Source organism: Formosa sp. Hel1_33_131, assembly GCF_001735745.1.
In the GTDB taxonomy this organism is placed as follows: domain Bacteria; phylum Bacteroidota; class Bacteroidia; order Flavobacteriales; family Flavobacteriaceae; genus Hel1-33-131.
On sequence record NZ_CP017260.1, the window covers coordinates 1017912 to 1040484 of the forward strand.

Below are 22573 nucleotides of genomic sequence, written 5' to 3' on the forward strand. Positions count from 1 at the left end.
TTCGTTTTTTTTCTTTATCTTGATTGTTGAACCTAGTGAATCTAAACATTGATGCTCTTACGTAAGACCTCAACGCATATAGCGTTATTTATTTTAATCTTGATATGCTTTCAAACGGCTTCTCATGCACAGTTAAATGCAGTTACTATTGGCAGTGCTTCAGACTTAGGGAGCAATTGTTTTCGAATCACTCCTGATCAATTCGATCTATCTGGTGGAGCTTGGTATGACAACCCCATAAATTTTTCAAATGATTTTACAATCTTTTACGAAAATAATTTTGGAACTAAAGACGGAAATGGTGCAGATGGAATGGCACTTGTTTTTAAAACGAATGCGACAGCTGTGATCGGTGGTACTGGAGGGGGGATTGGTTATGCAGGAATTTCAAATTCACTGATTGTAGAGTTTGACACCTTTAAAAATGGCGACCTAGGAGATGCGACTGTAGATCACATCGGAATCATGTCTAACGGCGTTCCAAATCACTCATCAAGTTCAAGTCTTGCAGGACCTATTCAGGCGAGTTCAACGAGCGGAAATATAGAAGACGGCATTGATCATAATATCAAAATCGTTTGGACTGCTAGCTCTAAAACTTTGGAGGTGTTTTTTGATTGTATTTTAAGACTTTCTGTAACCAAGGATGTGAAAACGGATATTTTTAATGGAGATGATTCTGTGTTTTTTGGCTTTGTGGGTTCCACTGGAGGATTCTCTAACTTACATCAAGTTTGTTTTAACAGAATCTCATTTGTAGATAATTTTAATTTAGTAGATACGGCCATTTGTTCGGGTGAAACAGTTCAATTAGATGCTACAATCCCGAGTGGAGTTACCTATTCTTGGAGTCCAACAACGGGTGTTAGCAATCCTTCTATTGCAAACCCAATTTTATCTCCGACAAGCACAACAACTTACACCGTTACAATTAATGATGTTTGTGGCGACTCTATTACTGAAGATGTTTTAATCACTATTAATCCGAGCGGAACTTCTGATTTTGCTCAAATCGATCCCATTTGCGAAGGAAGTGGCAACCCATTAACAAGCACTTCAATCAATGGAATTACAGGTGCTTGGTCACCAGCCTTTAATTCTACAGCCACAACAACCTATACCTTCACCCCAGATGCTGGGCAATGTGCCAGTACAGCAACCATGACCATCACAGTCAATCCGATCATTGCACCAACGTTCAATCTTATAAACTCCATTTGTATTGGAGATACTTTAGCCGCTTTACCAACCACTTCTAACGAGGGCGTTATTGGAATTTGGAGTCCAGCTCTTGATTCCACAACAACAACAACCTATACCTTTATGCCGAGTGCAAATCAATGCGCAAATACAATCACAACAACCATCACGGTCAATCCAATCATTACGCCCTCGTTCAATCCAATAAACTCTATTTGTGATGGGGATACTTTAGCGCCTTTACCAACCACTTCTAACGAAGGAATTACTGGCAGCTGGAGTCCTGCTCTTGATAACACAATAACAACGACTTATGCGTTTACACCAGATATAGGGCAGTGTGCAATTCCTTCAAATCTAACGATTGTTGTAGTGCCAAACAGTCTTTCTACTTTTACACAAATACCGCCTATTTGTGAAGGAGATGCACTAACACTCCCTACGACTTCCATTGAAGGTTTTACAGGAACATGGTCGCCTGCTTTTGACAACACAACTCCAGACACTTATACGTTCACCCCTGATGCTGGGCAATGTGCCAGTACAACTACAATGAACATTGTTGTGATTCCCATTATGACTCCAACATTTACGCAAGTAGCCACCATTTGTGTTGGTGACGTTTTAATGACTTTACCAACGGTTTCAAATAATGGCTTTAGTGGCACTTGGTCGCCTGCCATAAATAATACCATCACAACGGAATATACTTTTACAGCTACTCCTGTTACAGGAAGTTGTTTTGCAGAAACCAAAATGACCATTACGGTCTTAACACAAACAACGCCGTTTTTTACGCAAGTTGACCCCATTTGTATCGGGAGTGTGCTGGCACCTTTGCCCACCACTTCCAATGGTGGCATTACAGGCGATTGGAGTCCTGCTTTAGATAATTTAGCAACAACGCTTTATACTTTCACACCAGACGCTGGACAATGTGCAGACGTCACCACCATGACCATTGTGGTGAATCCCATCAGTGTTTTAACAATCGACGCTACAAAGCTGTCGGAAGATTTTGATGCGAATCAAGTTATTTCAGTGTCTGCTACGGGCGGAAGTGGGACTTATGAATACCAATTAGATGGCGGTGTTTGGCAAAGCAATGCAACCTTTGAATATGTAATTGGATGTCAAGAACATACGGTGGCTGTACGTGATGCACTTGGGTGTAGCACAATCCCTGAAACAACAGTAATGATTATGGAATTTCCAAAATTCTTTACGCCAAATGGCGATGGGTATAACGACACTTGGAACATCAAATGTTTGAGAGATGACCCCACTGCGTTGATCTCTATTTTTGACCGTTTTGGAAAACTACTGTTTCAATTTAAACCCAGTCAAAATGCATGGAATGGTGTGTTTAATGGATTGATGTTACCAGCGACTGATTATTGGTTTGTGGTAAATTACTTGAAAAGTAATGACGTACAAACGGAGTTCAGATCCCATTTTTCATTACGCCATTGAAAACGACTAAAAAATAGGGGGTATTTCTTCAACTCAAAAATTAAAAACCAATCTTCCTTAATTCTGTTTGATTTATTGTTTTTTAAAAGTAATATGAGGGTTTAAATACTTTGTATTTGGATTATTTTTCATTTCTTTGAAGGATTAACCAATTTTAAGCTTACATATTGATATTAAACCCTAGTGCTTCGACCCGTATAGCGTTGTTTATTTTAACCATTATCTGTTTTCAAACAGCTTCCCACACACAAACCTTAAATACAATTCGAAATGGTACACCAGGCTCAGGAGTATGGATGGGAAATAATGGATTAGCCCCATGGGTTTTGGGTAAGGGCGACGATTGTTATCGAATAACCACTTCAGACCAAGGTCAAGGTGGAGCAGTATGGTATAATCACCCGATCAATTTTAATAATCCTTTCACGATTAGTTATCAAGCTTATTTTGGACTTAATCAAAGTGGTGGAGATGGTATGGCCCTTGTTTTTAAGAGTAATAACAATAATGAGTTAGGATCAACAGGTGAAGGTATAGGATATGGAGGAATTAGTCCTTCAATGATTTTTGAGTTTGACACCTATTGGAACAGCGGAAAAGGGGATCCTCGTCCTGAACCTAATGAAGATCACGTCGCATTCAACTGGTGGGGAAATCCAAATCACAACACATCTGCAATATCAAGTGTTCAGTCTGTTCCAAATATTGAAGACGACGCCTTCCATGAAGTTAAAGTGACGTGGGAACCAGCGCCTGTTAGTCGACTTAGGCTTTATTTAGATTGTGACCTAAAATTAAGTATTAATGGGTTGTATATTCAAACTGGCGTTATGGGTGGAGATTATACCAATTATTATTTTGGTTTTACAGGCTCCACAGGGGCAAACACAAACGCACAATTTGTTTGCTTTAACAGTATTTCATTTGTTGATGGCCTTAATATACCAGATACCACCATTTGCGAGGGACAAACAGTAACATGGATAAACGCTTTAATCCCCTCTGGGACCTCCTACAGTTGGAGTCCAACAACGGGCGTTAGCAACCCTAACATTTCAAATCCAACATTCACACCCACTACCACAACAACCTATACCGTTAGTATTAGCGATGTGTGTGGGGACGTCACAACTGAAGATGTTACAATCAACGTCAACCCAAATATAGTTCCTAGTTTTCTAGTTGATGTTGATCTTTTCTGTGTAGGAGATGCCAACCCATTAAACAACACCTCTTTAGAAGGAATTACAGGCAGCTGGTCGCCTGCCTTTGACAATACAACTTCTGGAACCTATACATTTACACCAACTGCAGGACAATGCGCAACTACAGCAACAAAAACCATCACAGTCAATCCGTTTATTGACTCTAACTTTAATACTGTTGCCGACATTTGTGATGGCGACCCTTTAGCACAACTGCCAACCACTTCTAACAATGGTATTACGGGAACTTGGAGTCCTGCTCTTGACAATACGATCACGACAGAGTATACATTTACACCTGATGGAGGGCAATGTGCAAACCCAGCGAACCTCACCATCACAGTGATCCAAAAAACAGACCCTACATTTACAGCAGTTGCCGACATTTGTGATGGCGACCCATTAGCACAACTGCCAATTGTCTCTAACAATGGGGTTACGGGTATTTGGGCACCAGCGCTTGACAATACGCTCACAACTATTTATACCTTCACACCCGATGCAGGACAATGTGCAGATACAGCTACCCTAACGATTACAGTCAATCAAAAAACAGAGCCTGTGTTTACCGCTGTTGCTGATATTTGTAATGGCGACGTTTTAAATCCTTTACCAACCACTTCTAATGATGGTTTTACGGGAACTTGGACACCGGTTCTTGACAACACACTGACGACGGTTTATACCTTTACTCCGGATGCAGGCGAGTGTGCAGATCCAACAACGCTCACAATCAATGTGAATCAAAAAGTAGATCCTGATTTTAATATAGTAAATGATGTTTGTAATGGAGCTATTTTAGCACCCTTACCGACACTCTCAAACGACGGCTTCAACGGAACCTGGAGCCCAGCGCTTGACACCACCACAACAACGACTTATACCTTTACTCCTGACTTAGGCGATTGTGCAAATCCAGTAACCTCCACCATTACGGTCAATCCGATTGTTGATCCAACTTTTGACCCTGTTGATGACATCTGTGACGGCTCTGTTTTAGCTCCCCTACCGACCATTTCTAACGAGGGAGTTAACGGAACTTGGAGTCCTGCGCTTGACGCTACAGCAACAACGACTTATACATTTACACCTGATGTGGGAGAATGTGCCAACCCAACAACGCTCACCATTACCTATGTTGAAAAAATAAATTCTTTCTTTACGCCTGTTAATGACATTTGTAATGGAGACGTTTTAACACCGCTTCCGACCACTTCCAACAATGGGGTTATCGGAACTTGGACGCCTGCACTGGACGCTACAGCAACAACGACTTATACATTTACACCTGGTGTGGGAGAATGTGCGTTTCCAACTACCCTCACTATTGTGGTGAACCAGAAGGTAAATCCTGATTTTACCCCTGTAAACGACATCTGTGACGGCGATTTATTACTGCCACTGCCTATCACCTCTAACGATGGGATTACGGGGAGTTGGAGTCCAACGATTGATAATACGATTACAACCACTTATACATTTACACCCAACACTTGGGAGTGTGCAAATCCAATAACCCTTACTATTACGGTTGAGCAGAAAACAGACCCTGTGTTTACAGCTGTTGACGACATTTGTAATGGTGACGTTTTAGCAGCACTGCCAATCACGTCTAACAATGGTGTGACTGGAACTTGGAGTCCTGCGCTTGACAATACCCTGACGACTTTTTACACATTTACGCCTACTGCAGGACTCTGTGCAAACCCAGCAACGCTCTCGATTGTGGTGGAACAAAAAGTAGATCCTGTTTTTATCCCTGTTGACGACATTTGTGATGGCGATATTTTAGTGCCACTGCCAACCACTTCTAACGACGGGATCAACGGAACTTGGACGCCTGCACTTGACAATACACTGACGACTGTTTATACATTCACACCTGATACAGGAGAATGTGCAAACCCAGCAACGCTCACCATCTCTGTAAATCAAAAAGTAGATCCTGTTTTTACCGCTGTTGATGACATTTGTGATGGCGATGTTTTAGCAGCACTGCCAACAACTTCGAACAATGGGATTGTTGGTACTTGGAGTGCCGCAATGGACAATAGGCTGACAACCACTTATACATTTACGCCTGATGTAGGAGAATGTGCAAACCCAACAACGCTCACGATTGTGGTGAACCAAAAAGTAGATCCTGACTTCACCCCTGTGAACGACATTTGTGATGGGGATCTTATAATGCCGCTACCAATTACCTCTAACGATGGAATTACAGGAAGCTGGAGTCCAGCACTAGACAATACGCTCACAACCACTTATACCTTTACACCCGAGCTATGGGAATGTGCAAATCCAGCAACACTCACCATTACGGTGGAACAGAAAACAAATCCTGATTTTACGGCTGTGGATGACATCTGTAACGGAGATGTTCTAACGCCACTGCCAACGACTTCGAACAATGGGATTACGGGGACTTGGACGCCTGCGCTTGACAATACAACGACGTCTGTTTATACGTTTACTCCGGATGCAGGACTTTGTGCGAATCCAGCAACGCTTACCATTGCAGTGATTCAAAAAGTGGACCCAATCTTCACTCCTGTGGATGGCATTTGTGAAAATGATGTTTTAGCTCCTTTGCCGACGACTTCTAACGACGGGATCACAGGAACTTGGACGCCTGCGCTTGATAACACCATAACAACGCTATATACGTTTACGCCAGATGTAGGAGAATGTGCAAATACTGCAACGCTCACCATTCTTGTTGAACAAAGATTAAATTCAGTGTTTACGCCCGTTGATGCGATCTGTAATGGAGAGGCTTTGACAACTTTACCAACGACTTCTAATAATGGGATTACGGGAACGTGGAGTCCTATTCTTAACAATAGGCTGACGACGACTTATACCTTTACTCCGAATTGGTGGGAGTGTGCTCGTACAGAAATACTCACTATTGAAGTGAACCAAAAGGTGGATCCAGACTTTACCCCTGTGGATGCTATTTGTGACGGCGATTTTTTAACCGCCTTACCGACCACATCCAACGAGGGAATTACAGGAAGTTGGAGTCCGATACTTGACAATACACAGACAACGACGTATCGATTTGCGCCCAATCCGTGGGAGTGTGCCATTCCTACAACGCTTACCATTGTAGTGGCTCAAAAAGCAGATCCTGTTTTCACGCCTGTAAATGACATTTGTGACGGGGATCTTTTAACGCCTTTACCAACGGTTTCTAATGATGGTTTTTCAGGGGTTTGGAGTCCAGCGATGGACAATACCACCACGACGCTTTACACATTTATGCCTGACATTGGCGAGTGTGCAAATCCAACTACGCTTACCATTGTGGTGATTCCAAACAGTATTTCTACGTTTACTCAGATTGATCCTATTTGCGATGGCGACACGGTGGTGTTGCCGACGGTCACTAACGAAGGGTTTAGAGGATCTTGGACGCCTGCCTTCAACAACAATGCAACAACGACTTATACGTTTACCGCAGATCCCGGTGAATGTGCTGAACCCACCACTATGACGGTGGTTGTGAATCCGATCAATGTGTTAACGATCAGTGCCATTAATCAGTCGGAAGATTTTGATGCGAATCAAATGATTTCAGTTTCCGTAACGGGAGGAAGTGGTTCTTATGAATATCAGCTAGATGGTGGAAATTGGCAACTCAGCTCTGTTTTTGAATATGTGATTGGTTGTCAGGAACATACATTTAAGGTCAGAGATGTAATTGATGTCTGTAATACACAACCGGAAGCAACCCTCACTATTTTGGAGTTCCCAAAGTTTTTTACACCAAATGGCGATGGCTATAACGATACTTGGAACATCAAATGTTTGAGAGATGACGCTTCAGCTTCGGTCACTATTTTTGACCGTTTGGGAAAATTGTTGTTTCAATTTAGTCCCAATCGCAGTGCTTGGAATGGAACTTTTAATGGATCGATGTTGCCAGGAACTGATTATTGGTTTGTGGTGACTTACTTAAAAAGTGATGGCGTACAAACGCAGTTTAGATCCCATTTTTCATTGCGTCATTAGAAGTCGTGACGACACTTGAAATTAACTTTTAAAATAGCATCAAAAGAAGAGGGCGATTTTCAACACATAAATTGAAAAACAACCCCCTTAACTTCATGTAATTTATTGCAGTTTAAAAGCAATTCAACCTCCTAATTGCTTAGTAATTAGATTATTTTTCATTTCTTTGGGGGATTAACCAATTTTAAGCTTACATATTGATATTAAATCCTAGTACCTCGACCCGTATAGCGTTGTTTATTTTAACCGTTATCTGTTTTCAAACAGCTTCCCACACACAAACCTTAAATACAATTCGAAATGGTACACCAGGCTCAGGAGTATGGATGGGAAATAATGGATTAGCCCCATGGGTTTTGGGTAAGGGCGACGATTGTTATCGAATAACCACTTCAGACCAAGGTCAAGGTGGAGCAGTATGGTATAATCACCCGATCAATTTTAATAATCCTTTCACGATTAGTTATCAAGCTTATTTTGGACTTAATCAAAGTGGTGGAGATGGTATGGCCCTTGTTTTTAAGAGTAATAACAATAATGAGTTAGGATCAACAGGTGAAGGTATAGGATATGGAGGAATTAGTCCTTCAATGATTTTTGAGTTTGACACCTATGGAACAGCGGAAAAGGGGATCCTCGTCCTGAACCTAATGAAGATCACGTCGCATTCAACTGGTGGGGAAATCCAAATCACAACACATCTGCAATATCAAGTGTTCAGTCTGTTCCAAATATTGAAGACGACGCCTTCCATGAAGTTAAAGTGACGTGGGAACCAGCGCCTGTTAGTCGACTTAGGCTTTATTTAGATTGTGACCTAAAATTAAGTATTAATGGGTTGTATATTCAAACTGGCGTTATGGGTGGAGATTATACCAATTATTATTTTGGTTTTACAGGCTCCACAGGGGCAAACACAAACGCACAATTTGTTTGCTTTAACAGTATTTCATTTGTTGATGGCCTTAATATACCAGATACCACCATTTGCGAGGGACAAACAGTAACATGGATAAACGCTTTAATCCCCTCTGGGACCTCCTACAGTTGGAGTCCAACAACGGGCGTTAGCAACCCTAACATTTCAAATCCAACATTCACACCCACTACCACAACAACCTATACCGTTAGTATTAGCGATGTGTGTGGGGACGTCACAACTGAAGATGTTACAATCAACGTCAACCCAAATATAGTTCCTAGTTTTCTAGTTGATGTTGATCTTTTCTGTGTAGGAGATGCCAACCCATTAAACAACACCTCTTTAGAAGGAATTACAGGCAGCTGGTCGCCTGCCTTTGACAATACAACTTCTGGAACCTATACATTTACACCAACTGCAGGACAATGCGCAACTACAGCAACAAAAACCATCACAGTCAATCCGTTTATTGACTCTAACTTTAATACTGTTGCCGACATTTGTGATGGCGACCCTTTAGCACAACTGCCAACCACTTCTAACAATGGTATTACGGGAACTTGGAGTCCTGCTCTTGACAATACGATCACGACAGAGTATACATTTACACCTGATGGAGGGCAATGTGCAAACCCAGCGAACCTCACCATCACAGTGATCCAAAAAACAGACCCTACATTTACAGCAGTTGCCGACATTTGTGATGGCGACCCATTAGCACAACTGCCAATTGTCTCTAACAATGGGGTTACGGGTATTTGGGCACCAGCGCTTGACAATACAATTACGACACTTTATACATTTACACCTACTGCAGGACTCTGTGCCAATCCAACAACGCTCACCATCACAGTGATCCAAAAAACAGACCCTACATTTACAGCTGTGAATGACATTTGTAACGGGGATGTTTTAAATCCTTTACCAACCACATCTAACAATGGAGTGAATGGAACTTGGACACCAGCACTGAACAATACACTCACGACACAGTATACTTTTACGCCTGATGCAGGCGAGTGTGCAAATACGGCTACGCTCGTGATTTTAGTGAATCAAAAAACAGACCCTACCTTTGCAGCCATCAACGATATCTGTAATGGGGCTGCTTTAGACCCCTTGCCAACGATCTCAAACAATGGAGTGAACGGAACTTGGACCCCTGCACTTGACAATACGTTAACGACGACTTATACATTTACACCAACTGCAGGACTCTGTGCAAATCCAACAACGCTTACCATCACAGTAAACGATCAAGTAGATCCCTTATTTACGGCTGTTGCGGATATTTGTAATGGCGACATTATAGCACCCTTAGCAACCACGTCTAACAATGGCATTACAGGAAGTTGGAATCCAGCTCTTGATAACACACTCACAACGACTTATACGTTTACGCCCAGTCCAACCGAATGTGCAAATCCAACAACACTCACTATTGTAGTCAACCAAAAAGTGAATCCACTATTTACGCCTGTTAATGACATTTGTAATGGCGACGTTTTAGTGCCTTTACCAACCACGTCTAACGATGGTATTACAGGGACTTGGAGTCCAACACTTGACAATACAATCACGACGACTTATACTTTTACCCCAGATGTAGGGGAATGTGCAAACCCAGCAACGCTCACGATTACAGTGATTCAAAAAGTGGACTCGATATTTAACCCCATAGGTGACATCTGTAGTGGCGGTCCTCTAGTGCCACACCCAACGACCTCTAATAATGGGATCACAGGAACTTGGAGTCCTGCGCTTGACAATACAATCACAACCTTATATACGTTTACCCCTGATGCAGGCGAATGTGCAAACCCAGCAACGCTTACCATATTAGTGAATCAAAGAGTTGACCCGACCTTTATGGCTGTTGGCGGTATCTGTAACGGTGCAGTTTTAGCGCCTTTACCAACTACCTCTAATGAGGGTATTAACGGAACTTGGAGTCCTGCACTGGACAATACAATCACGACCTTATATACCTTTACGCCTGATCCAGGAGAATGTGCAAACCCAACAACGCTTACTATTACGGTAGGTGAACCAGTAGATCCCCTATTTACGCCTATAAACGACATCTGTAACGGAGAAGCTTTAGCACCCTTGCCTCCAACATCTAACAATGGGATTACCGGAACTTGGAATCAAGCACCTAGCAATACGGCTACTGCTGTTTACATATTTACGCCTAATGCGTGGGAGTGTGCAAACCCAACAACACTCTCCATTACGGTAAATCAGAAAGTAGATCCTGACTTCACGCCTGTGAATGACATTTGTAATGGCGACGTTTTAGCACCCTTACCAACCACGTCTAACGATGGCATTATTGGTACTTGGACGCCTGCTGTTGACAATACGCTGACAACCACCTATACGTTTACACCAGATCCAAACGAATGTGCCAACCCAGCAACCCTTACGATTGTAGTGAATCAAAAAGTAAACCCTGATTTCACCCCTGTGGATGATATCTGTACTGGAACTGTTTTAGCGCCTTTACCAACGACGGCTAACAATGGTGTAACCGGAACTTGGAGTCCAGCACTTGATAATACAATAACTACCTTATATACATTTACACCTGATGCAGGCTTGTGTGCAAACCCAGCAACGCTGACCATTTTAGTGATCCAAAAATTAGATCCTATTTTTGACCCTATAAACCTCATTTGTGAAGGCGATTTATTAGCACCCTTACCAACAAATTCCAATCAAGGAATTGCGGGAACTTGGAGTCCTGCACTGGACAATACTGCAACTGGCATTTATACATTTACACCCAATGCAGGCGAATGTGCAAATCCTACAAACCTAACCGTTACAGTCATTCCTAACAGCATTTCTACGTTCACACAAATAGACCCTATTTGTGCCGGCGAGACGATCACATTACTAACACAATCGAATCAAGGATTTAATGGAACTTGGAGTCCTGCTGTTGATAATACCACAACGACGACTTACACCTTTACAGCAGATCCAGGCGAATGTGCAGACCCAACCACAATGACGGTAGTGGTCATTCCTGTAAATGTTTTAACGATTAGTGCTATAAATCTTTCAGAGGAATTTGATGCGAATCAAGTTATTTCCGTAACGGCATCAGGCGGAAGTGGTTCTTATGAGTATCAATTAGATGGCGGAGATTGGCAGTTCAGTTCTATTTTCGAATATGTAATTGGATGTGATGAGCATACGGTGGCGGTAAGAGATGCCGTTGATAGCTGTAACATCCAGCCAGAAACCACAGTTGCGATTATGGAGTTCCCTAAATTCTTTACACCTAATGGTGATGGTTATAACGATACTTGGAACATCAAATGTTTTCTTGACGACCCTTTTGCAATGGTGCGTTTATCCGATCGTTACGGGAAGTTATTGTATGAATTTAAACCAAGTCTAGACTCATGGGATGGCTCATTCAATGGCGAGATGTTGCCCAGTACGGACTATTGGTTTGTGGTAACCTATATAAACAGTAATGGAGTGGAAACGATTTACAGATCTCACTTTTCTTTGAGACGTTAAGAGACGTCAATTTTTAAGCTAAATAACAGACAGTCACATTCTTTTGTGAAACTAAAATAATTGCTTTTTAAAATATTTTTTTGTACTTAATTACATATTTCTTAAATAAATCGTAAATTTATGAGAATAATTCAATTTTATTCACTAAATTAGGCAGTAACCAAACTTTTAAGTAATATATAGATGTTTTATCGTAATAACACAGCACTTGTAGCGTTGTTTGTTTTTGCCGCTATAAGCTTTCAGACTTTATCCCATGCACAGTTAAATACCGTAACTGCTGGCAGTGCCTCAGACTTAGGAGGCAATTGTTATGAAATCACTCCTGATCAGGTTTACCTCTCTGTTGTAAATTCAATATTTTCTCCTACAATCACAACAACCTTTACAGTTAGCATTACCGACATTTGTGAAGACGTCACAACCGAGTGTGTTTTAATCACCGTCAATCCAACTATTACTCCAACATTTACACCAATAAACCCTATTTGTGAAGGAACTATTTTATTGAATTTACCAACCATATCAAATAATGGCTTTAGGGACACCTGATCTCCTGCCGCAAATAATAAAGTACCTACAGATTACTCCTTTACCCCCCAACCCCAATTCCGGGTGTTTGCTGTAATGATGGTAAAATGACCATTACAGTTTTTACAAAAGCAATCCTACTATTTACCCAAGTTGACCCCTTTTTTGCCTACGATTTCCAATGGTGGGATTATTGGTGTTTGTAGTCCTTCATTAAATAATTTAGAAAATACATTGAGGAAATTTCACTTAAAAAGTGGAGAGAATGCGTAAAGGGTAAGAAAACAAAATACGCTAAATCTAGAGTTACAAATAATCAATTTAAACTAAAAATTAAAAAACTAAGCTATGAAAAACCTAATCCACATTATTATTTTTATGTTTGGAATTTCCATGTTAGGACAAACATTTATTCTACAAGAACGCGATAAACAATTACATTTTGCAGCTGGGAGTTTTGCTGGAGTGTTAGGTTACAGTTGGTCATATCATAGGTACCATAATAAAACTAAAGCTATAATTACAGGTTTATGTACTTCACTTGTAGCTGGCGTTGCTAAAGAAGTATATGATAACTATCAAGGAGGCATTTTTGATAAAAGAGATATATTAGCAACTGGAATGGGTGGAGTATTTGTAACATTTACAATACCACTATTTCAAAATAAAAAGAATAGGTCACAGTAGGAATTACATGTTCTAGTTTCGATCTATTTTATGCAGTTCATGTTAAGATTCTGTAAGAGGCAAAACAACAATAACTAAATCATTATTATAAATACAATCCATCAAAATTAGCGATACAAACCTATCGGAAGAATTAATGTCAATAAAACTATTTCAGCAATGGCATCGAGTAGATGTGGTACTTATGAATATCAATTAGATGGAGTAGATTGCCAAACGAGTTCAGTATTTGAAAATGTGATTGGATGTGATGATCATAGGATGGAAATAGGGATTTGTTCATTAATGTATAAATTTAGATTGCACCAATTTTGACAAAAATCACACCAAAATAATCAGAAATATGCTTTTAACTGCACAGTCCCCGTATGGATGGTGCGACTGGTTTCACTCTTTCTGCCAAAATAATTGATATTCAGATCTAAGAACTTCGTCAGTTTTTTTTGCGCAATTAAAGACCACGTAAAGTTAGTGCCAGGCTGTAAGCCTTCCATCATTTGGTAGGCAACCGGCGTATTGGCATTTCCAGAAAAATCATTTGAAAAATAATTAAACTCTCCTGTAATGGCGGCTTTCTGATTTTGGGTTAGCGTAAACGATACTCCATATTTCTCTTGTGTGAGTTGTTCCAAACCTCCAATAGAATTGTCTTTCTTTTGATGTTGATAATACACATCAAAGCGTTTGTTATCATCCAGTAAATAGGACAGTTTGGGATTCAAAAGCGTTTCATTAAGTTGATAATTTTTAGATGAAAAGTTTTGGCTTGCACTTTTATTTTTATCTAAGTTCGTTTGTAAATTGAGCAACCACTGCTCTTGAATTATATGTGAAAAATTAAGCTGATGACTAAACGTTTCCTGTTCCACATACCCAAATGACAACACATTCCGAGCGTTGGATTCCGAATAACTGTAGGAAACCGTATAATGTTGCTTCCCTCTGTTGTAAAACAACTGATTTCTAAAATTCGATTGCAATGCCAACTGATCTTCCGACGTTGAATGAAACGGATTTAGACGGATGGATGCACTGTTATTTTTATCCTTTCGATCGATTAAAAAAGAGGTTTGGTTATAAAAATGAGACCAAAACCGTTTGGAGGCTTGGGTCGAATTGGCCCACTGAATTGGGTTTAAAGTCAGGGATTGACTCAGTTTATTTTGATGCGTTGGAATGTAAACTTGGTTGGGCAACAACACACGAACATAAGTCGCTAGATCTTGAAATTGAGCGATTTCAAATTCTTCTAATTCCTGAATACCGTTCTCATTATAATCGAACCAGACAAAACTTCCCTGACCAGGTTCTACTTCTACATACGTAAAATCTTGTTGTGGCAAACGCCCTGCATTGGTTTCAAACAGTGTATTCCAATGGATCAAATTATTGACTAACTTTTGACTGTATTGCAATCGAGAATTGATTGATTTCTGAGTGGCCGTGGATGCGTTTGTAGATTTAAAAACCCTGTAATTTGCATATAAACTCAAATTCGTGTTTTGAGTTTGAATCCATTTGGAATCCAAATAATAGGTGTCTGATGCGTTCACTTTGGCAAGGCGGTTATTCTGAATACTGTCATTCACCCTGTGAATATACCCTAGTTTCACAAACACCTTTGTTGAATCACCAATACCCGTAAACACTTCATAGGCTTGAAATTTCTGACTGATGGGGTCTAACTGATTTAATACAACATCCTTTTTTTCGTTGTGTTCCGTAGAAAATTTTACTCCCGACCAGCCTTTTTGATAACTGTATTTCAAGCGGTTATCAGACCTATAAAACATAGAATTCGAGTTGAATCCATCCGTTTCTAAGATGCTTGAATTCGTGTAAAACTGAAAGCGTTTCAAGTTGAGTTTTGTAAAGAGCACATGACGTCTCCCTTCGTAATTATCTTTGTAGTTCAAATGTTGAAATTGATAATTGAACGTTCCTTTTTGGGCATGTGAAAATTTGGCACCTGCAACTGCAAAAACTTGATCGCCTAGATTAGGTACACTTTGATTTCCAGTTAGGGGTTCAACATTCCAATCCCGATTGAATTCGGGTCTGTAGAGTCTTTGGATTGTTCTGAAATCACTTTGTACATAATCGATGTCGGAAGTGACATCTAACGTCCAGTCTCCAGCCGTTTTAAGTAGTTGATGGTCTATAGACAGTTGACCCGCCACCCCTGTGTCATTCTCATCATCGAGCGATGAGTATAAATTTAAGTCATTTTTACTGGCGGCAAATTCAAACTCAATAGCTGTTTTTTCATTGGGTTTAAAAGCCCCATTCACCACCGCCACTTGTAATTTTACAGGAGCAACGAGTTGCACAATCGGTTCAAAATCCCCTTGTTTGATCCCAGCTATGGGTGCGACATACTCGTAAATATTTGAAATGGCATTAGAGCTTGTTATCTTATAATTACCTTGCATTGACCCTACCGCCGTGAAATTGACAAGGTACAATTCATCCTCAGCATTGTTTGAAAACTCAAATACTTCCACCCCGTTATCAATAACTTTCTGATATAAAATTCGATTTTCGTTATACGCTTCAGGAGTGGCTGAAGGCGCCGTCATTAGGGTTTGGTCATCTCCTGCATTGGACAAAATCGCTACTTGTTCCGAATTAAGAGATTGCTGAAGCGGTTGGTTTTTTAGATCATTTTCATTGTAAACAGAAACGCCCAGCGTCCATTTTTTATTTTTATAACGACTGCCCGCATACCCTATAAATCGAGAATAATTCCGCTCACTGTATTGATAATCGACCGTAATTCGCATTTCTGAATTGATGGGATAGGTGGCATTAAAAATTAGTTCCCCCGCATTATAATCAATAATATAATCCTCTGTGGCGCCACGTTGCAAAGGAATTCCATTCACATACACGGTTTCGCTTCCAGAAACCACTAAAACATACAACTCATTATTTGGCCCAACAAGCTTATAAGGTCCTTGATTTCCTTCTTGCCCTACAAATTGACTTGATGAAAATTGACCACGCACCAAAGCTCCTGAGGCAAAAGCGGTAAACTCTGAATCTTCATTTTTAAAATTAGTGGTCAATGAAAGCCCTTGAACCCGTTTAGAAAATTTTGAGAAATAAGACTGCGTATCTTCTAAATCAATATCCCCCGCTCTGATTCCCCAACGCTCACTAAAAACTTCAATAAACACCTGATCAAATTCATCCAACTGTTGTGAGTAACCGCTTTCCTGTAAGGGAATGTTTGAATCTTGAATGGACGCCCGCAAGGTCACTTTATCATTTAACTTGCCGCTAATTTGCAAATCAAGTTCACTGTTCAATACCGAATTTTGATTGTTTCCAATAGTCACCCCTCTTGAGATACTTCCAGAAGACACCAAACCATCAAATGGCAGCACCACCCGTTTTGAGCTGGGTTGGGATAACTGGTATAGTTTTTGAAGATTTCCAGTACTATTCACAATAATGCCTTCATCCAATTCTTGATACGTTTTGGTGATGAAACTCGGATAGCTTAAATAAGTGACTACAATGGAATCTGTCTCCAAAGTATTAGGAAAGGTGAGCAGCGCATTTTCAAAATCTATCGTGTATAATGAGGGTGAAATAGTCTCATTTTTTAAATTTGATACAGAAAAATTAGAAGGATTAATGCTTACACTGTCAATTTGAAGGATACCGCTTACCGCTAGTTTTTTTGTCCTATAGAGAGACGACACCTCTTGAGACCAAGAATGTGTAAAAGATATAAGGAGTAAAATTGTAAAACAGTACTTCATCATGACTCTTAAACTAAAAACAACCTAAAATATTTTGTTGATAGTTTTCATTAAAACAAGACTAAATATTTAGGGTAAAAGTACTCTATTAATTATTTTAGCTGAAATTATTATCAGAATAGATGAAAATTATTTCTTACAACGTTAACGGGATTCGAGCTGCGCTCAAAAAAGGGTTTATAGATTGGCTAAAAAGTGCCGATCCAGACGTGATCTGTTTACAGGAAATAAAAGCCCAAGAAGACCAACTCGATTTGAGTGTTTTTGAAGCGGCTGGTTATGCTTACAATTATTGGTTCAGTGCACAAAAAAAAGGATACAGCGGCGTGGCTATTTTATCTAAAACCAAACCAACCAATGTGGTGTTTGGAACAGGCATTGAGTCGATGGATTTTGAAGGACGTAACATTCGTGCGGATTTTGATGGCGTTTCAGTGATGAGTTTATACCTGCCCTCCGGAACAAACTTAGCGCGTTTAGAGCACAAACTCGAGTATATGGATTTGTTTCAAGGTTATATAAACACGCTTAAAAAAGAAGTTCCTAATCTTGTTGTTTGTGGCGATTACAATATTTGTCATGAGGCCATTGACATTCATGATCCTGTGAGAAATAAAAATGTATCTGGGTTCCTGCCTGAAGAACGCGCTTGGATGACTCAATTTTTAAACAATGGTTTTGTAGATGCGTTTCGCGAATTTAATACAGAACCTGATAATTATAGTTGGTGGAGCTACCGTGCAAATTCGCGTGCCAATAACAAAGGCTGGCGTTTGGATTATACATTAGTTTCGCAACCATTACAAGAAAAATTAAAACGCGCCGTTATCTTATCTGAAGCGGTGCACAGTGACCACTGTCCTGTTTTAGTTGAATTACAATAAACATAATTTTATAAATTACATACAATGATTAAAAGACTTTTAATTTTAACCCTCGTTATTTTTACCTCAACCTCTTGTGTATCTTCCAAACTATACAAGGAACTAGAAGGCAAATACTCGAATCTTAAAAATGATTATGACACCTTAAATGCTGATAGCGAAAGTGTTTTAAGTGATAAAAATGCACTTCAAAATCAATTTGATCAATTGCAAAGTGAATATGATGCGACGGTTTTAGAACGCAATCAACTGCAACAAGATGTGACTGCGCTTCAGAAAAAATACGATGCACTGAATGATTCTTATACCGCCCTAGAGCAAAATAGTTCCAAAGCCATCGCTGATAATGTGCAAAAAAACAGAGAACTTTTAGCACAGTTAGACGCCAAAGAAACGGCCTTGGCAGCAGAAAATAATCGTCTTTTGAAATTAGAAGCCGACATGCAAGAACGCTCGCAACGCATTGCAGAATTAGAAGCGCTCATCGCTTCCAAAGACCAAGCGATGCGCGACTTGAAAGATGCGATTTCAAATGCACTGACCGCTTTTGAAGGCAAAGGACTGACGGTTGAGCAACGCGATGGAAAAGTCTATGTGTCCATGGAAAATAAGTTACTTTTCAAATCGGGGAGTTGGGCTATTGGATCTGATGGACGTACTGCTATTGAACAGCTCGGAACTGTTTTAGCTGATAACCCTGATATTGCGGTACTCATTGAAGGACATACGGATAATGATCCTTTTTCAAGTGGGGGACAAATTGCTAATAACTGGGATTTATCAACGAAACGTGCCACAGCAATCGTTCAAATTTTAAATGAAAATGAGGCGATCAACCCCGAAAGCTTAACCGCTGCTGGACGTGGTGAATTTGCACCAATTGCTACCAACGAAACGAACGAAGGTAAAGCCAGAAACAGACGTATTGAAGTAGTGTTGACACCAAAATTAGATGAAATATCAAAGCTTTTAAATAACGATTAATGAACTACACCAAACTTCCAAGTACCGATATTAAAGTAAGTAAAATATGCCTCGGTTCTATGACCTGGGGAAATCAAAATACAGAAGCTGAAGGCCATGCACAAATGGATTATGCGTTAGATCACGGGGTCAATTTTATTGACACTGCAGAGCTATATCCTGTGCCTGCTACCGCTGAAACTCAAGGACGAACCAGTGAATATATTGGAACTTGGCTCAAGAAAAATAAAACTAGAGATAAGGTTATAATAGCCAGTAAAATTGCGGGAACAGGCGATTATACAGCACATATCAGAACCAAAGGATTTAGTGCAGACACAATTAAGGAAGCTTTGGAATTAGAACTGGCACGCTTACAAACAGATTATATTGACTTGTATCAACTCCACTGGCCAGAACGTCACACCAATACATTTGGCGTGCGCGATTTTAAACCCAGTCCAAACGATCCGTGGGTTGATAATTTTAATGAAGTCCTACACGCTTTAAAATCCTTTGTGGATGCCGGTAAAATTAGAGCAATTGGTTTATCGAATGAAAAAGCCTGGGGCGCCATGCGCTGTGCAGAAGAAGTTCGAAAAGATAATTTAATCTCGATTAGCACCACTCAAAATGCCTATTCAATGTTGAATAGAGTGTTTGAAGGGGATTTGGCAGAAGTATCTTTAAGAGAAAATATGGGGCTTCTAGCCTACTCTCCTTTAGCATTTGGAGTGCTTTCTGGAAAATACATTGAGGGCACTGCTGCAGACAATGCACGTCTGAAGTTGTTCCCCCGTTTTGCGCGTTATAGCAGTGAACAATCCACCGAAGCAGCCAAACAGTATTTACAACTCGCAAAAGAGTTGGGCATCAGTCTTACAACGCTTTCTTTGGCATTTGTGAACCAAAGACCTTTTGTGACAAGTAATATTATTGGGGCTACAAATTTAGAGCAGCTAAAAGAAAACATAGCGAGTATTGATACGGAATTGTCGCAGGAAACTTTAGATCGTATCGATGCGATTCATGCAACGATTCCGAATCCAGCACCATAATAATTTTTAGAAATTAACTTAAGCCTTATTAGCGAGTTGTCCGCAGGCAGCGTCAATATCTTTTCCGCGTGAACGTCTAACGGTCACGGTGATGTTTTTGGCTTCTAGCATGGACACATACAAATCGATCGCCGTATCGTTGGCTTGTTGAAATTCGCCATCATCAATGGGGTTATATTCAATAAGATTGACTTTACTCGGGGCAAATTGACAAAACTTTATCAATGCCTCAATATCTGTTTTGGTATCGTTAATCCCTTCCCAAACTACATACTCATAGGTGATGATTCGGTTGGTCGCCGCATACCAATGTTGAAGCGCTTCACGTAAATCTTTCAAAGGAAAGGTTTCGTTGAATGGCATAATAGAAGTACGAACGCTGTCAATGGCTGAATGGAGTGAAACGGCTAAGTTAAACTTCACCTGATCGTCTGCCATTTTTCTAATCATTTTTGGAACTCCAGAAGTGGACACAACAATACGTTTTGGTGACATGCCCAATCCTTCTTTGGAAGTGATTTTATCAATCGCTTTAAGCACGTTATTGTAATTCATTAACGGTTCCCCCATCCCCATAAAAACAATATTAGAAAGTGGACGGTTGTGGTATAATTTACTTTGTTTATCAATGGCTACCACTTGGTCGTAAATCTCATCGGGGTTGAGATTTCGCATGCGTTTAAGACGCGAAGTTGCGCAAAATTTACAGTCAAGACTACAACCAACTTGAGAAGATACACAAGCGGTAGAACGTTTGGCAGTTGGAATCAGTACGGATTCTACAATCATTCCATCGTGGAGACGAATGCCATTTTTGATGGTTCCATCTGAGCTTCGCTGCATAGAATCCACCTCGATATGGTTGATGCTGAAATTTTCATCCAACATCTGACGGGTGGCTTTAGACAAATTGGTCATATCTTCAAAGTGATGCGCGCCCTTTTGCCAAAGCCACTCATAAACCTGAGTACCTCTAAAAGCTTGATCTCCATGCGTAGCAAAAAAGGTTCTTAACTCCTCTTTTGATAATGCGCGTATGTCTTTTTTGGTGGAATTCATATTGGACAAAACAATTGATACCTAAAAAGAGGCTGTCTGGAAAGACTTTGTTTTGTCAATCTGAACTTGTTTCAGATTCTAAAAAAAATTGATTTCCAATACTCTGAGATTCTGAAACAAGTTCAGAATGACAAGTTTATTTACTTTCCAGACAGCCTCATAATTTTTAATTAAATGATCAGCATGGCATCACCATAGCTATAGAATTTATATTTTTCTTTCACTGCTTCTTCGTAGGCTCTCTTTATAAAATCATGACCTCCAAAAGCGGCCGTCATCATTAAAAGTGTTGATTTTGGTGTATGAAAATTTGTGATCATACAGTTCGCAATTGAAAACTCAAAAGGAGGAAAGATGAATTTATTCGTCCATCCTGCAAATTCATTTAAGTTGCCTTTAGAAGATACCGAACTTTCAATCGTACGCATGGCAGTGGTTCCAACAGCGCAAATGCGACGTTTTTCAACCAATGCTTTATTGATGGTCGTTGCGGTTGAAGCTGGTATAATAATTTCTTCACTGTCCATTTTATGCTTGGATAGATCTTCTACTTCAACAGAATTAAAAGTTCCCAATCCAACATGTAAAGTGACTTCTGCAAAGTTAATTCCTTTGATTTCTAAACGCTTCAATAGATGCTTAGAAAAATGGAGTCCTGCGGTTGGCGCCGCAACTGCACCTTCATTTTTAGCATAAATTGTTTGGTAACGCTCTTCGTCTTCTGGCTCAACTTCTCTGTTGATGTATTTTGGCAAAGGTGTTTGACCAAGCTCTGTTAATTTTTTTCTGAATTCTTCATAAGACCCGTCATATAAAAAACGAAGGGTACGTCCTCTTGAAGTTGTGTTATCAATGACCTCAGCAACTAGGGATTCATCTTCTCCAAAATAGAGTTTATTCCCAATTCTGATTTTTCGAGCTGGATCAACTAATACATCCCACAAACGTTGTTCTGCATTCAGTTCTCTAAGAAGAAAAACCTCAATTCGAGCCCCTGTTTTTTCTTTATTTCCAAACAAACGTGCTGGGAATACTTTGGTGTCATTAAGAATCATAACATCATCCTCATCGAAATAATCAATAATATCTTTAAACATTTTATGTTCGATGGTTTGCTCTTTCCGATTTAAGACCATGAGTCGCGACTCATCTCTGTTTTCGGCAGGATATTCTGCTAATAATTCGTCTGGTAATTCAAAGTTAAAATGCGATAATTTCATGCTTGGTTTTTAATGTCGAGCTGCGAATATACAACCTCAAAATAGGC

The 22573-nt window shown here is 40.0% G+C and carries 12 protein-coding genes; 9 read left to right on the plus strand and 3 right to left on the minus strand.

What is annotated here, in order from left to right; genetic code table 11:
• The first annotated feature begins 51 nt into the window (after positions 1 to 51).
• The 6 genes from FORMB_RS04580 to FORMB_RS04605 all read left to right on the plus strand — a co-directional run bounded on the left by FORMB_RS04580 (position 52) and on the right by FORMB_RS04605 (position 13572).
• Positions 52 to 2673, plus strand: a complete 2622-nt coding sequence (locus FORMB_RS04580) for a lectin-like domain-containing protein (protein ID WP_069676331.1) — start codon at positions 52 to 54, stop codon at positions 2671 to 2673.
• A gap of 167 nt (positions 2674 to 2840) precedes the next feature.
• A complete protein-coding gene (locus FORMB_RS04585; RefSeq protein WP_069676332.1) occupies positions 2841 to 7895 on the plus strand; it encodes a lectin-like domain-containing protein in 5055 nt (1684 codons plus the stop codon).
• 197 nt (positions 7896 to 8092) lie between these two features.
• Positions 8093 to 8662, plus strand: coding sequence for a lectin-like domain-containing protein (locus tag FORMB_RS04590; RefSeq protein ID WP_069676333.1), 570 nt, complete (start codon positions 8093 to 8095; stop codon positions 8660 to 8662).
• Positions 8663 to 8754: 92 nt separating this feature from the next.
• Positions 8755 to 12354 (plus strand): T9SS type B sorting domain-containing protein, encoded by a 3600-nt coding sequence (locus tag FORMB_RS04595; protein ID WP_069676334.1) that lies wholly within the window; start codon positions 8755 to 8757, stop codon positions 12352 to 12354.
• Positions 12355 to 12537: 183 nt separating this feature from the next.
• A complete protein-coding gene (locus FORMB_RS04600; protein ID WP_069676335.1) occupies positions 12538 to 12906 on the plus strand; it encodes a hypothetical protein in 369 nt (122 codons plus the stop codon).
• Positions 12907 to 13233: 327 nt separating this feature from the next.
• Positions 13234 to 13572 carry a hypothetical protein gene (locus FORMB_RS04605; RefSeq protein WP_069676336.1) on the plus strand — a complete coding sequence of 113 codons (339 nt, stop codon included), beginning with the start codon at positions 13234 to 13236 and terminating at the stop codon, positions 13570 to 13572.
• A gap of 335 nt (positions 13573 to 13907) precedes the next feature.
• Here the strand turns inward: FORMB_RS04605 and FORMB_RS04610 are convergent, their stop codons facing one another.
• The gene (locus FORMB_RS04610) at positions 13908 to 17345 is read right to left on the minus strand and encodes a hypothetical protein (RefSeq protein WP_335583331.1); all 3438 of its coding nucleotides are present in this window, start codon (positions 17343 to 17345) and stop codon (positions 13908 to 13910) included.
• A gap of 119 nt (positions 17346 to 17464) precedes the next feature.
• On the opposite strand from FORMB_RS04610, the gene FORMB_RS04615 reads away from it, so the two are divergent.
• The 3 genes from FORMB_RS04615 to FORMB_RS04625 are packed head-to-tail and all read left to right on the plus strand — an operon-like array spanning position 17465 to position 20247.
• Complete coding sequence (locus FORMB_RS04615; protein WP_069676338.1) at positions 17465 to 18226, plus strand: exodeoxyribonuclease III; 762 nt, start codon at positions 17465 to 17467, stop codon at positions 18224 to 18226.
• A gap of 24 nt (positions 18227 to 18250) precedes the next feature.
• Positions 18251 to 19210, plus strand: coding sequence for an OmpA/MotB family protein (locus FORMB_RS04620; RefSeq protein ID WP_069676339.1), 960 nt, complete (start codon positions 18251 to 18253; stop codon positions 19208 to 19210).
• Entirely contained in the window at positions 19210 to 20247 is a 1038-nt protein-coding gene (locus FORMB_RS04625) for an aldo/keto reductase (RefSeq protein WP_069676340.1), read from the plus strand. The genes FORMB_RS04620 and FORMB_RS04625 overlap by 1 nt, the downstream gene beginning before the upstream one ends.
• A gap of 18 nt (positions 20248 to 20265) precedes the next feature.
• Here FORMB_RS04625 and rlmN read toward each other — a convergent pair whose 3' ends face one another.
• A complete protein-coding gene (rlmN, locus tag FORMB_RS04630) occupies positions 20266 to 21306 on the minus strand; it encodes a 23S rRNA (adenine(2503)-C(2))-methyltransferase RlmN (RefSeq protein ID WP_069676341.1) in 1041 nt (346 codons plus the stop codon).
• Between the two features lie 170 nt (positions 21307 to 21476).
• The gene (gene queA / locus FORMB_RS04635; RefSeq protein WP_069676342.1) at positions 21477 to 22526 is read right to left on the minus strand and encodes a tRNA preQ1(34) S-adenosylmethionine ribosyltransferase-isomerase QueA; all 1050 of its coding nucleotides are present in this window, start codon (positions 22524 to 22526) and stop codon (positions 21477 to 21479) included.
• Between the last annotated feature and the right edge of the window lie 47 nt (positions 22527 to 22573).

What these genes read in the sequence shown, in the direction of transcription:
- FORMB_RS04580 (WP_069676331.1), top strand. Translation starts at nt 52, where the DNA reads ATGCTCTTACGTAAGACCTCAACGCATATAGCGTTATTTATTTTAATC.
- FORMB_RS04595 (WP_069676334.1), top strand. Translation starts at nt 8,755, where the DNA reads ATGGGTGGAGATTATACCAATTATTATTTTGGTTTTACAGGCTCCACA.
- FORMB_RS04600 (WP_069676335.1), top strand. Translation starts at nt 12,538, where the DNA reads ATGTTTTATCGTAATAACACAGCACTTGTAGCGTTGTTTGTTTTTGCC.
- FORMB_RS04605 (WP_069676336.1), top strand. Translation starts at nt 13,234, where the DNA reads ATGAAAAACCTAATCCACATTATTATTTTTATGTTTGGAATTTCCATG.
- FORMB_RS04610 (WP_335583331.1), bottom strand. Translation starts at nt 17,345, where the DNA reads ATGATGAAGTACTGTTTTACAATTTTACTCCTTATATCTTTTACACAT.
- FORMB_RS04615 (WP_069676338.1), top strand. Translation starts at nt 17,465, where the DNA reads ATGAAAATTATTTCTTACAACGTTAACGGGATTCGAGCTGCGCTCAAA.
- FORMB_RS04620 (WP_069676339.1), top strand. Translation starts at nt 18,251, where the DNA reads ATGATTAAAAGACTTTTAATTTTAACCCTCGTTATTTTTACCTCAACC.
- FORMB_RS04625 (WP_069676340.1), top strand. Translation starts at nt 19,210, where the DNA reads ATGAACTACACCAAACTTCCAAGTACCGATATTAAAGTAAGTAAAATA.
- rlmN (WP_069676341.1), bottom strand. Translation starts at nt 21,306, where the DNA reads ATGAATTCCACCAAAAAAGACATACGCGCATTATCAAAAGAGGAGTTA.
- queA (WP_069676342.1), bottom strand. Translation starts at nt 22,526, where the DNA reads ATGAAATTATCGCATTTTAACTTTGAATTACCAGACGAATTATTAGCA.